At 45.2% G+C, this 12,008-nt stretch carries 12 protein-coding genes; 4 read left to right on the forward strand and 8 right to left on the reverse strand.

Annotated elements, in window-relative coordinates:
- Positions 1–22: 22 nt before the first annotated feature.
- The 6 genes from KI655_RS02315 to KI655_RS02340 all read right to left on the reverse strand — a co-directional run bounded on the left by KI655_RS02315 (position 23) and on the right by KI655_RS02340 (position 8,830).
- A complete protein-coding gene (locus tag KI655_RS02315; protein ID WP_285401335.1) occupies positions 23–3,244 on the reverse strand; it encodes a DUF1156 domain-containing protein in 3,222 nt (1,073 codons plus the stop codon).
- A 9-nt stretch (positions 3,245–3,253) separates the two neighbouring features.
- Positions 3,254–3,841 (reverse strand): hypothetical protein, encoded by a 588-nt coding sequence (locus tag KI655_RS02320; RefSeq protein ID WP_285401337.1) that lies wholly within the window; start codon positions 3,839–3,841, stop codon positions 3,254–3,256.
- Positions 3,834–7,064, reverse strand: coding sequence for an ATP-binding protein (locus KI655_RS02325; RefSeq protein WP_285401339.1), 3,231 nt, complete (start codon positions 7,062–7,064; stop codon positions 3,834–3,836). Before KI655_RS02325 ends, KI655_RS02320 begins: the two co-directional genes overlap by 8 nt.
- Before the next feature lie 56 nt (positions 7,065–7,120).
- The gene (locus tag KI655_RS02330; protein WP_285401341.1) at positions 7,121–7,294 is read right to left on the reverse strand and encodes a helix-turn-helix domain-containing protein; all 174 of its coding nucleotides are present in this window, start codon (positions 7,292–7,294) and stop codon (positions 7,121–7,123) included.
- A gap of 170 nt (positions 7,295–7,464) precedes the next feature.
- Positions 7,465–8,649, reverse strand: a complete 1,185-nt coding sequence (locus KI655_RS02335) for a DNA N-6-adenine-methyltransferase (RefSeq protein ID WP_285401342.1) — start codon at positions 8,647–8,649, stop codon at positions 7,465–7,467.
- Positions 8,642–8,830, reverse strand: a complete 189-nt coding sequence (locus KI655_RS02340) for an AlpA family transcriptional regulator (RefSeq protein ID WP_262646713.1) — start codon at positions 8,828–8,830, stop codon at positions 8,642–8,644. Before KI655_RS02340 ends, KI655_RS02335 begins: the two co-directional genes overlap by 8 nt.
- 163 nt (positions 8,831–8,993) lie before the next feature.
- Between KI655_RS02340 and radC the strand changes: the two genes are divergently transcribed.
- Genes radC through KI655_RS02355 form a run of 3 tightly spaced genes read left to right on the forward strand, consistent with a single transcriptional unit; the run spans position 8,994 to position 10,417 of the window.
- Positions 8,994–9,476, forward strand: coding sequence for a DNA repair protein RadC (radC, locus tag KI655_RS02345; protein WP_276403960.1), 483 nt, complete (start codon positions 8,994–8,996; stop codon positions 9,474–9,476).
- A complete protein-coding gene (locus KI655_RS02350; protein ID WP_285401347.1) occupies positions 9,473–9,919 on the forward strand; it encodes a DUF2787 family protein in 447 nt (148 codons plus the stop codon). The genes radC and KI655_RS02350 overlap by 4 nt, the downstream gene beginning before the upstream one ends.
- 51 nt (positions 9,920–9,970) lie before the next feature.
- On the forward strand, positions 9,971–10,417 hold the full coding sequence (locus KI655_RS02355; protein ID WP_285401349.1) for a DUF2787 domain-containing protein: 447 nt from the start codon (positions 9,971–9,973) through the stop codon (positions 10,415–10,417).
- 40 nt (positions 10,418–10,457) lie between these two features.
- On the opposite strand, the gene KI655_RS24140 is transcribed toward KI655_RS02355, so the two are convergent.
- Together KI655_RS24140 and KI655_RS02360 are read right to left on the reverse strand one after the other, a co-directional pair.
- Positions 10,458–10,649 carry a helix-turn-helix transcriptional regulator gene (locus KI655_RS24140; RefSeq protein ID WP_373417280.1) on the reverse strand — a complete coding sequence of 64 codons (192 nt, stop codon included), beginning with the start codon at positions 10,647–10,649 and terminating at the stop codon, positions 10,458–10,460.
- Between the two features lie 8 nt (positions 10,650–10,657).
- Positions 10,658–10,867 (reverse strand): AlpA family transcriptional regulator, encoded by a 210-nt coding sequence (locus KI655_RS02360; protein ID WP_285401350.1) that lies wholly within the window; start codon positions 10,865–10,867, stop codon positions 10,658–10,660.
- A gap of 374 nt (positions 10,868–11,241) precedes the next feature.
- Between KI655_RS02360 and KI655_RS02365 the strand changes: the two genes are divergently transcribed.
- Positions 11,242–12,006: a hypothetical protein gene (locus KI655_RS02365; RefSeq protein WP_285401352.1), complete on the forward strand. Its 765-nt coding sequence runs from the start codon at positions 11,242–11,244 to the stop codon at positions 12,004–12,006.
- Positions 12,007–12,008 lie beyond the last annotated feature (2 nt).

Here is a 12,008-nt window from a genome sequence, read left to right on the forward strand (position 1 = left end):
TAATTCTGTTAGGCCTCTCTGTTTACTGTCTTAAGCCAAATAGCAGTGCTCGGGCTTCGTTACGTGCCTCTGGCGTTTCGGCTTCCTCTCCCCAAACCTCAAGTAAGTCGAGAATGATGTTGTCATTGCCTTCACGCTGTTCATCTAAATAGGCGCGTGCTACCGGCACATCACCTTCGCGGAACTTCAGCAACAAGCCATGCAGTACATCCCAATCTGATTGTGGTTTAGCAACCCGGCGAGCACTGCGCTCATGTGGCTTAGTCAAACGCAACTTAGAGCCTTTCTTCACAAGTGGTGCAGCGTAGCCTTTGTCCTCGGCAGCTTGACCTGCAACGGCAGTACGGCCACTGATTTCGGTGTTAATGCCCACCATGCGGCCTTCGATACCGTAACCACCGGTGCGGGTTTCTAGGCTAATATTAAGCGAGCGCGACAAGTTCAATACTTCCGTAAAGGAAGCGTCGTTATGCCCCCAAATACCGTACATGGTTAGCGCCATAGCGGTTTCAGTATCTAAATCGTCAACTGAGATATTGCCATCCGTAATCACTTTTATCTGGTGTTCTGCAACGACTCGACTGGCTTCGTTCATGGCGCGAATCGGTGATACCTCTTCATCGCCATCCATTACAGGCCAGTTTTCACTTAATACCTGTAAGGCGCGGCCGTAACAGGCGATCATCTGGTCAACGGCGTTGAGTTTTAGTGGTCTAAATTCATCAAGGCCTGCTTCTACAGCAGAGCGAATTTGGTGTTGTACGCCTGTGCCGCCTAGGCCTGACCAGAATGCGACTTGCTGATTATTTAAAGCGCGCTTACGGCAAGTAATAAAAATTGTACTGGCTGCAGAGGCCATATTCATTTGGTGGGTCGAGTAACCACTCTCAGATTCAACTGGGAAGCAGGACGTAATTTCCCATCCTGATTCAATCAATGAGCGAGTTAAGGTTTCCCAGGCATCTTGCGCTTTATGGGTGAACATCAGAGTCATCACACCGTCATCTTTAACGACTCGGCGAGACTCAGCAAATATTTCACCCATCAGCTTTTCATACTCGGCTTTGGCATTTTTTGCAGAGCCATCTCTAGCTGGGTTGGCAACGGCTTCTTCTTGTTTATTCGTTAATCGTGACCAGGATAATTCAGGATATAGATCTTTTAATGTTCGCTTCTGCCAAACATAGTAGTAATCCGATAATTCGGAATATTGAACATTGTCATAATAAGGAGGATCCATGCAGACAAGGTCAACGCTTTTATCCTTCACAGGCTCAATATGAACTCCGCTACCATTAATGATGGAAAGGTTTTGCCTTTCTAAATTAACAGAGTTTTCAACCAAGCCTTGAATACCCTGATACGCATCAAGAACTTGTGCCAATCCCCATTTTGAACCGGAGTTAGGTCCAGAAAGAATTATTTCGCCATAAGTCCACTTCAACGAAAAGTCATGGCGGCCAAAAGTGCCAACAATTACGCCGCGCCCAAAATGCCAACGAGTTTGTTTACTGCTGTAATCGACGACTTTGTCTATAGCAAACTGTAGGTACGTTATCACCGCTCTTCCGCGCTCTTGGCCTAACTCAGATATGATCTGGGGCTTTAACTGGCTAAGGGTTTCCATCGCTGTTAAATGGCCAAGCAGCTGTCGATCATTAAATAGCTTGTACCAACGCTCCATGCCATATTTAGCTGGTCTCATGTCGTTCCCATCAGGGAATTTTTCCGTTGGTATTAAGCCTTTTTCATCGAAGCGATCCCACTGTGCTTTTAACTCAGCACTTGCCGCCTCAATCGCGTCGTAATCTATTTGGTTTGGTGAGCGGAAAAAGCGAACTTTTTCTATTTTTACTTCACCTTTCCTTGGGCCTGTAGTGAAGTACTGCGGCAGACCGTTTTTGTCTAATTTGGGCTGGTGGCGAACTGCAACCACTGCGTAGAGTTCATCTTTCCATTGGCCGTGAATAGATTCACCACGCGCCTGAGACTTGATTTCATCAGCTTCAATTGCCTGCTTGCAGTGAACACATTGACCGATACCGCGCTTGCACGTTGCTTGTTCAGGATCTTCACCATTAGGGCCTTTGCCATTTTTTGCTTGATAGGTTTCAAAGCGGTAGGTGGCAGATGAGCCTGTACCAGAAGTAACTACTTTAACGCCCCACTGGTCTTTCGCTTCTTTAGATAGCCAATGTGTATTCAACAGCGGTGTTTTGGCGCTGCAACTTGGACAGGTGACTTGGCGGCAGTAGAGAATCCCACTTTGATCGAATTCAGGAGCATTAAATTGATCAAATAAATCTGGGCAATTTTCTAAATGATTTTTTAATCGCTTTTTCTCATGCTCTGGCAAGGGAGAAAAAGGCGTGAATGGCGCCATTTCACGTTCAACTCGCTCTAGCAGCTTATGTCCCCAGCTCTCAATATCTTGATATAAGGACTCTCCATATCTGGCAGGAAAGTCTAAGGTTGCATGCAATATGGTGCTAGCAACTGGATTCAACTCATTGGCAATAACGTTATGACCTAGGCGCAGAGCTTCAAATGGAATAGAGCCACCGCCAGAGGTGGGATCAAGGACTGTCAGACCTGAAGGTAGCGGCGCATGGTCGTTTTGATAAGCCCGGCCATAACCGTATAAGTCTTGAGCATCCCATTTGATTGTAGAGCCAAGAGCTTCTTTCACTTCATTGGATTTAGCGAATTCGATACGCTCGTTGGTATGAGATGGGTCGCCCATAACGCGTTTAACACTTAACACCTCACCGCTGTGTAATTGGCCAAGATACTGAGACTCTTGTTCCCATCGGTGTAATACAGGATTATTGGCAAGCTCTGCTGAGTGTTGTTTAAGCTGTGCAATGGTGTCTAAATTTTTCGCTCTTCTTGCAACCTCTTTGTCAAAAGCTCGCAACACAACGGCGTCTACTTTTAGTGATTCAATAGAGCCTGATTTTTCAATCCGTTCCAGTAGCTTACCTGTGAGCACCCACTGGCCACCAGTAAGTTCGACAACCTGCTTTTCGATACCTAACTCTTTAACAAATGCCTCAACATTTGTATTTTCAGGTAGTAGTGAACCTGCAATGGCTGCTCGGCTTGGTGTTAATGGTCGACGAGCCCACCACACATGTAAAAAATACAATGGTGGGAGGGCAGAACTTGCGCCGCGCTCCCTAGCGGTTTCGGCACCTACCTGGTGGCAAGGAAAGCCTGCCTCAATCAGTCGTCTATCGGTCATCACGTTCAATTACCTTAATTTGTTCAGCTGGCGAGTAATGCCAACATCATTATTTGTTGTGCCACATAGCATGATACGCAGCCCAGAGACTGCCCAGCGGTTGGCATCGACACCATAGTGAGTGGTGCGGCCTAGCCAGTAGGCAGCCTCTTCGCGGCTAAATCGCTGTACTCGTCGGGCGAGCAGTTCAAGGCGGTCAGGGTTGTGAAGACGAGACTGTAACTTCACAATCAATGCAATTTTTGCCCCGGCTTCTTCATCTAAAGGCAGGTTATCTCGTAGCTTGAACCCTTCCTGGCTAATAAAGCGTTGTAGGTCTAAGGGCACGCCCCCATCATCAACCACTTGCTCTAAAATAGGTTTGAGGCGCGGCGAAAGTATTTTTAAGTTTTCACCGTATAAGGTGCCTCGATCACGCAGGCTACCAAGTTTTTTACCGCTTTCTGAGGTTTCTTTTTCAACGCGTTCCTTGATCACCAAAACCGTACCGGTGTGATCAGCAAGCTCAGTAAAGCGCAAGACAAAAGGCGCTGTGCGCCAGCGATTCTTTAAGGTCTTGTCGAAGAGCTCTTGTAACGTCAGTTTCTTTTTAGTCATCAGCTTGTTTTACCAAATCTAAAAATGCACAGTCTTCAGGTGCATTTTGAATGTCGATCATTGCCTGACTGTCATCGCCTACTGTTGTTAAATCGGCAAGTACCTCAAACAATTCACTTAATGCCTTCATGTCTTTGCTGGTGGCATTGATTAAGTCAAGATTTAACTTGCCACCGCCTGGTAATTGTAAATAAGCCAGGCGCAAAGTATCGGGCTCGGTTGTTGCTCCTCGGCTGTATAGGGAGCTGATCTTATTGAGCTGTTTATGCAGCGCTATTGCAAGTCCATGGCCTTGTTTTGTGTAGCGGGTATCTTCCGGTTGTACCCAACCTTTCTCTGCTGCCGTTGCAGGCGTAACGAGCATGTCGTCTTCCTGCGTTTGGTGGAACATGGCAGAAGAGCCATAGATTAGGTTCGGGTTGTCTTCATCGCTTGGTCCACGTACTTCATAGGTATACACGCGGCCGGTCTGGACGATGTTATCTACCGCTTGCAAGACAGTGCTGTTTTGCACGCTGCCATGCTTTTCTTGAACCTTTTCGATGACTTCTTTGACCTTGGTGCAAGGCTCTTCGGTCATCACTTGTTCAACCCACTGAGTCACTTGCTCTACCGCCGGTTCGGCTTCTGGGTTCCAGCCACGCTGCTTGGCGCCTTGCTCAGATACCAACTTCCAGCCTTTCTCGGACAAGTTAACGTCTAGTGGGATTCCACCGGTTTCGCGGCTGTGGAAGTGTTCCGGTTTGGTGGATTCGCTTGATTCCATGCGATACAGACACCATTGGCCTTTCTCTACACCGCTGCGAATGATTTGTTCCAGTACGCGCTGATTATCCAAAATTGGCCAGCGACGGTTTTGATTAAACTGGTTGCTGATTTGCTCCAAAGATGGGGTTTGGCTAATGCTACCAAAAATAAGTTGGCCTAGTTGAAGCAACATGGATTGTGTCGCCGCGGCTTCAGCAGTGATCAATTCGCCTTCTTCTGTTAAGACGCGACGAATTTCTTCGTCAACGGACATGCCGCCTTCACCACCAGCTTGCTTGATACTCTTTTGAGCTACTTGACCAGAGGCTCCAGGAAACAAAATAGTGTCATAAGCCTGCGCAATCGAAGTTTGTAGTGCCATTTCTCGCTCTTTAAGCTTGGCTGTAAAGCCACTCTCTTGAAGTTTACTAGCTGACATACCATAGTCTTCTGGCTTGTTTTGTAATCGACGCATGGCAATAACAGTACGAGCAACATCGTTTAAGCGTTCTTTCCGGTACTGTGACTTTTTGACTCGATCCTCACTCCAGGTGTCGCCAGCGACTTGAACTGTTTCAGGAACCAGCATAAATACATTATTTTGCTCTAAACGAGGCTGACCGTTACCTCCTGTAGTGGTCATCTCCGTTGGATCAACTTTGTGGACATCTAGACGAATAATGGCCAAAACAGGACGACCAGTTTTATCAGGCACGTGTTCAGGTGCAGACACGTCTTGTGCGACTTGAAAGGTTGGGCTGTTGTGACTGACGACTTTACGTGCCACTACCGTCAGTTGTTCTTCAACATCATCTGGTTGGAGACCTTGTTTAATCGTAGAAACGATACGCGCCTCTGTAGGGTCAGTATGAGCGTAGAAACGCCCATCTTTTGCACGCAGGTAATAGGCTTCGTTTGAAATAGCTTTTAATGCAGCTTCAACCTGTGATGGTGGAATGTTAGGCATCGCTACTTCAAGTAGTGCATCCGCAAAAGTAATACCGAAAACGTTGGAAGACAATCCTTCACCTCGGCCAACAAGACTATGAAGGAATACTGCTTTCCAAGTCCATTCGTAAAGTGGTAATCCCTGAGGATGGGGATTATTTCGATCAAGGTTTTGCGCAACCGATACACCCATTTCCAAGTTACTTGAATCTGCCCCGCCCACATCAGCATTGAGAACAGTCAAGAGATCACTTGCGCCAGTGCGCCCTATAAGTTCATCTGCTAGGTCTGGGTTCGCCATATTTAAGTGGCAGGTATGCACCAGGGGAGTTATCATGCGCTTTTGCCAGATATTTCGAATGGCCATGGCTAGCACACGCAATACACCTCGCGTACCCTGGAAGCTTTCAGCAGAAGCAAGTTTATTAGTTAAATACGCGATAAAGCTTGGGTGGAATGGATAGTTTGCAACAATAGATTTGTTGTAATCGTCCCGAGTTGCGGTATCGGGCAATTGCGAACCACTGCGCTTATACATTTCCATATAAGCTGCTGCTGTCGTTGCTGCTTCTGTCTCATCAATTTTCGTGAAAAGTCGACGAGCCAATACGCGAGAAATTTCAGTCGGTCGTACAGGTACGGTCGTGGTTGCATCACGTTTTACAACGCTCATGATGCTTTGGCTGGCACGCTGTGCCAGCGCGGCAGCTTCTTCTTCATCAACATCACGGCCCAGTGTTGTAGATAGAACGCCTTGCAGCATGCTAGTTTGACCTTGGAATGCATCACTTTGGCTAGCAAGTGTAAGCACGACACTGATACCACTGTGAGTACGGGCATAGCCTAGAAGTGCCATTAAAAAAGCACTAATCTGCTCACCACCACCTACATGAGCTGCTTCATAGCGCGTCGCATATTGTGCAAGCTCGTCAAGCATGATAAGAACTTTGCGACCTTCAAACATTCGCTCTAAGAAATACTGACCAGGGAAAGCTGACGAGGTCACTTCTTTAATGTTGTCATTGTAGAAACTTTCACCGCCAAGCTTGAGAGCAATCTCACCCCAGAGAGTATAAGCCAACACTTTCTCACCACTAGGTGCAATAACAGGCATTTCATCACAGGCAATAGCCACTACATCAATGCTACCAGGAGGCTGAAGAACTTCTGGTTCAACTACATCAGAGGCCGCGTCAGCAATATCGCAACCACGGTAACTCAGGTGAGTCAACGCAATTAAAGTGTGAGTTTTACCACCACCGAAAGCAGTTTCTAAACGATGAATCGCTGGTTTGCTATTATCTCCGTTCAAGCGCCCCATTACATCTCTAACAACCCGACGTAAACCTTCTGTCGGGAAAGTCGCCTCTGTAAAGAACGCGCCAGCATCAGTATAGATTGAATCAATGGCGCTGCCTTTTCCTGAGTATGCAGAGGCAACCTGACTAATAGATGCAGTGAAGATTTCTGGGTTAAAAGAACCTTGTATAATGTCATCCCTAGGCTGACAACTGTGTAAAATACTCATTCGATGATTCCATTATTATTCTGATAAGTTTAGTTAATTTAAGCCGCCCAAAAGAGTCATAGCTCTTTTTGGTCTTGAATCCATGCTTCTAGGTCTTCACGTCTAAATCGCCATGAGCCACCGACTTTAAAGCCAGGTAGCTTACCTTCACTGGCAAGTCTGTATGCAGTTTTTTCAGCAAGTTTCAGATACTCTGCCACTTCTTTCAAGGTCAAAATTTGGTCAGTCATTTCAGCGCGTTAGCTCTCGATAGTTTTATCGGAAATCCTAATAATGGGAGAATATGAGAAAATTGGGGAATAGACAATAACTAACCCTCGATTATGCAACTACTGACTCAAAAGCACCCAATTCAGCCCATCTGGCATAAGGTCCAAGCGGCATTGCTTGGACCTTATGCTTATGTCTGCTTCAACACATCTTTGCTTACTATATCCATCTTCTTATCAACACCACCCCCTAACACACAAACCATACTAGGAAACGGAGCTGCATCCTGCTCCTGTCCGTTTTGGAGGAACTTCAAGCGCCCCTTGATAAAACTGACCTCTCCTTTCGATAGGTATTCATGAAATGCTTTAGTATCTGTCCTTGCAGGAACTAACATGACAACCGTTGCTCCTCTTTTTGACTCCTCGTACGCTTTCTTGGCAAAGGCACCGAGCTTTGAATATGGCGGATTACAGAAAACCACATGACCACTCCAGTCTTGCACCAGTGCATCATCCTCTTCAGTAAAATACGTCTTACATAGAGCCGTTTCTGGTTCGGCAGCAGCATCAAGAGTGAAGTTAAATAGGCCATTGAGCTGAGAAAAAATTCCCGGCGGCGTCTGCCATTTGTCTTTAGTCTTATCGCCACTCTTTGCTGATGAAAACATGACATCTAGAGTACTTGATGCATGTGTTAGCACTGACACATGAATAAGGTCATCTTGAGCTATCCCTGCTGGCTTGGCTGTTTGCATACTTAGTTTATAAAAAAGCAACGCTTTTTCCCTTTCATAATCAGGGGCATCTTTACTGATCAGGTCCAGAGCTAACTTTCCTGGAATAATGGTGGCAACAGGGAACCGTTCATCACCATTGTAAAGCTCTCTAGTACATCGTTTAACGGCTTCCCTTAACACACTATCAACTCCTAACCTAAGCTGATTACAAAAGCTGTCTTCCAGTACAGTATTCAAACCCGCCACCATATAAACCTTGACAGTATTAGGGCCTGGGGAGCGACAATGACTAGCCCAAAAACATCGAATTTTGCTGTTACACAAGCTTTCACCAAGATCACTAGTCTTACCTGCTGATTGAGCAGATTCTTCTATAGCTTTTAAAAATATTGAGAGCCATCGCTCCGCGGCAGGCTCCGATAAGATAGGACCAATTTCAGGCAAGTGGATAGTGAAATGAAAGCTAATCAGTAAATTGCTTGATTTCGTCATTTGATCAAAGTGCTTTTTGAATAAAGCGATAGCATCAACAATTAACGGACCTCTCTCTTGGTTGACCTGCATCTTTCTAAAGTAATCTTTGCTGTAGAGGCCAGACGTTTCAGGACAATAAGTTACTCTTTCTTCTTTAATCATTGCAACCACCCGCAATTACAGAATCAATCCAATCACTTACATCTTTCTCTACCCACGCAACAGCTCTATCACCAATGCTGACACTTTGCGGAAAATCGCCGGAATCCATCTTGCGGTAAATCGCTGAGCGCGATAACGCGGTTACATCCATTACTTCTTTTAGGCGTATTAGTCGTTTCATGAGTCGATCCTCTTCTATTCATTCATAGAAGGAGCCCGTCATGTATTTTTTCTCAGAACGTCCTACACCGTCCCGCCAGCTCTCAGGTCGACTCCATTCCAAAAAATCTCAAGCACATATTATCCAGATGAATTAGTGCATTAATTAAATTGGAGAATTAGACATGACTAACAAAAGCCAATCCACCAGCTACCCACCAATAGAGAAAACATACTCTGAACATCAGATACTGGAGCATGCGGCTCAAATCATTGCCGATAAGTACATGCGCGGTGACGTATTCACAAGTCCTCAGGCAACTAAGGAGTTTCTAACCTATAAGCTTGCTCAACATGAAAGGGAGGTGTTTGCTGTGCTATTGCTCGATAACCAGCATCGGTTGGTTGAATACAATGAGTTGTTTTTCGGCACCATTGATGCCGCAAGTATCTATCCAAGGGAAGTCGTAAAGCTGGCGCTGCAGCATAATGCTGCAGCTGTCATCTTTGCCCATAACCACCCTTCCGGCTCACCTGAGCCATCTCAAGCAGATAAGCGCATCACATCTCGATTGAAAGACGCATTAGCTCTGGTTGATATCAGGGTTCTTGATCACTTTGTCGTTGGCGAGGGTTGTATCTCATTTGCTGAAAGGGGACTTATATGAACTTACCAATCCTAGATAACGACATCTTGCCATTATCGAACGAGCTTAAAGTAAAACTTTGCGCTTCTCTTGAACTGTGTGCAATTCCCAAAGAAGCAAAACGTATCGCTATTAATTTTCGGGATACTCAATACTATCAAAACGGTAATGGGCCCCACCCTATCGAAGTTCACCTCGCTAGAGATACCAGTGAGAGCCCTTGGCACATCGCAGTCATGGCGAGCTTTGCCTACCCAGATAAACAGAGCACAGAAATGGAGGTTCAGCTCTACTTCAACTTTCGTCATGGCTGGTTTTATCAACCAGACATTGAACGCTGTGATCTCGACCAGCCGCAAGTCATTGAGCTATTTCAGTCTTGGGACAAAGCCTTTGTGAACTTACTAAATAACAAAGGCTTCAACCAACTCACTCTCTCCGTTCTTAAAACGCTTTTGCCTTAACCACAACCTCTTGAATAGATTGCCGCTTCGCAACAGCGGTAAGGAGCCTTTATGTCTGCCAAAACGATTACACACCACCCATTAACCTTCGCCAATTCCGCTCTAAGGGTTTCAGATAAGTTACTTAATGTGCTAATAACAACAGTGTCAAAAAAGGATATATCTCAGGCGAGAACAGTCACTGTCAACTTTAGAGATAGCAGTTACTCTTCTGATGCTGGCGGATTTCATCCTGTTGAAATTTGCTTTAACAAAATTGAAGGCAATCACTGTCACCTGCTTTACATCACAGACTTCAGTTTCTCTGGAGGCCACTATCCTGAACTTGCTCGCGATTTAGACTTTGATATCGGTAACAATGCATTCTTTGCTCGTTATTCTGGTTGGCAATGTCTTGATAGTCACGATGTCCGTGAAATGTATAAGCTCTGGGAAGGAAATTTCCTTGCTTATCTGGAAATGGGAAGCTTTGATGAGATAAAGGTTGAATGCTTCTAATCGGCAAAAGTAAGGCTTGGGTTTTCCAAGCCTTACTTTATTAACGCACCCGTTCACAAATCTTTTGTCTCATCCATGCTTCAATATCTTGTAAACGCCACTTCACCGATTTGGTCCCCGTTTTAATTAGGCGAGGAAATTGCCTGCGTTCCATAAGGGTATAGAGACTAGTTCGCCTCAACGCAATACGATTCATTACCTCGCGAACATTGAGCCATTCATCTTGCTCCATTTAACACCTCAGTCTATATCATAACCATAGAAAACATTTTCATCACGTCGCCCTAACACATCACGCATCCAATCTTGGACTTCGCTTTCAAGCCAAACTGCAGCTCGACAGCCCAACGGAACGCATCTTGGGAAACGTTCTTCCTTGATATAACGATTGATAGAAGATCGACTCAAACTCGTCATTTCCATCACCTGCTTCATCCTGATGAATCGCATGACACCCCTCCTATCGTCCACTCATAAGATAGTAGTTAGTAGAGCTAATTTTTGTTCGCTGCTGTCCCCTAGTGTGTTGGTTAGGTCTTTAAGGCACCAATTAAGTCAATTTAAAAGAAACACAAACATACATTACTAAGGTGAATCGGCTGCAATCATTTACTACTAACCAGTTCAACATCTAGCGCTTTGAACCTTACCTTTCAATTGCACCAACTGTGACTGATAGCAAATAAAGCAAGCCATAAAATCCATCCGGCAAGTAATGCCCACTCAATCCGTAGCATCAGAAATTATTTACTGATAGCACAGCAAGTTAGTTCAATCATTCCACCTGAATAGCATTGCTCTGCCTTAACCTACAGCAGTTAGTTATGGCGACTAAACCCAACTTGAGAGATCACGTATCGCTTCTTTTTGAGCTGTACAATCGCATTCCACAAACTCACTCAATAACCGCACAGGAGTTACAACAGCAACTTTCTTCTATCGGAGTCGAACGAGACATTCGAACTATCCAAAGAAATCTCGACATTCTTGTCCAATACCTCAACGTTTCCAAAGACACTCGTGACCGCCCTTATGGGTATCGCCGTGAAGCTTCAACTCTAAATAGTTTTGGTCCCAGAGAGACCGTTCTTATGGCATTCGCTGAGCTGTGGTTGACTAACACTTTTCCTATCGAGTATCGGGCAATAATCAACTCTCTCTTCACAGACATCCAACAACACAAAACCCAAAAGCACGACTCCGCTTCATTACAAGAGTTGGTCTATATAAACGAATCTTTGATACCAAACATTAGCTATACCCCGACCTTCAGTTCAGTCTTTGAACTGATATGCAAGGCTCTGGTGAGCACCAGTCAACTCAAAATTGAACTATCAAGTGACCAAAAAACCATCGAACCTCTTTGCCTGGCAATGCTTGAACATGAACTATTTGTTATCTACCAAGAGCCCCAAAATCACCAGGTTAACCACATTGACGTAACACACATAGCTAACGCCTACCTGTCGACATTCAGCTTCAACAGACCAAAAGACTTTTCAGTTAAAACTTACATCAAACAGCAACTCACAATTTCAACTGAGCCCCAGAACTCAATTGAACATAACAACCGCCCTACGGCCATGTAGGG

The sequence above is a fragment of the Vibrio sp. D404a genome (genome assembly GCF_030248535.1).
GTDB lineage: Bacteria > Pseudomonadota > Gammaproteobacteria > Enterobacterales > Vibrionaceae > Vibrio.

Excerpts from the sequence above, each read along its gene's own strand:
- KI655_RS24140 (WP_373417280.1), bottom strand. The coding sequence starts at position 10,649 with ATGGAGCAAGATGAATGGCTCAATGTTCGCGAGGTAATGAATCGTATT.
- KI655_RS02335 (WP_285401342.1), bottom strand. The coding sequence starts at position 8,649 with ATGATTAAAGAAGAAAGAGTAACTTATTGTCCTGAAACGTCTGGCCTC.
- radC (WP_276403960.1), top strand. The coding sequence starts at position 8,994 with ATGACTAACAAAAGCCAATCCACCAGCTACCCACCAATAGAGAAAACA.
- KI655_RS02325 (WP_285401339.1), bottom strand. The coding sequence starts at position 7,064 with ATGAGTATTTTACACAGTTGTCAGCCTAGGGATGACATTATACAAGGT.
- KI655_RS02365 (WP_285401352.1), top strand. The coding sequence starts at position 11,242 with ATGGCGACTAAACCCAACTTGAGAGATCACGTATCGCTTCTTTTTGAG.
- KI655_RS02330 (WP_285401341.1), bottom strand. The coding sequence starts at position 7,294 with ATGACTGACCAAATTTTGACCTTGAAAGAAGTGGCAGAGTATCTGAAA.
- KI655_RS02350 (WP_285401347.1), top strand. The coding sequence starts at position 9,473 with ATGAACTTACCAATCCTAGATAACGACATCTTGCCATTATCGAACGAG.
- KI655_RS02320 (WP_285401337.1), bottom strand. The coding sequence starts at position 3,841 with ATGACTAAAAAGAAACTGACGTTACAAGAGCTCTTCGACAAGACCTTA.
- KI655_RS02355 (WP_285401349.1), top strand. The coding sequence starts at position 9,971 with ATGTCTGCCAAAACGATTACACACCACCCATTAACCTTCGCCAATTCC.
- KI655_RS02315 (WP_285401335.1), bottom strand. The coding sequence starts at position 3,244 with ATGACCGATAGACGACTGATTGAGGCAGGCTTTCCTTGCCACCAGGTA.
- KI655_RS02360 (WP_285401350.1), bottom strand. The coding sequence starts at position 10,867 with ATGCGATTCATCAGGATGAAGCAGGTGATGGAAATGACGAGTTTGAGT.
- KI655_RS02340 (WP_262646713.1), bottom strand. The coding sequence starts at position 8,830 with ATGAAACGACTAATACGCCTAAAAGAAGTAATGGATGTAACCGCGTTA.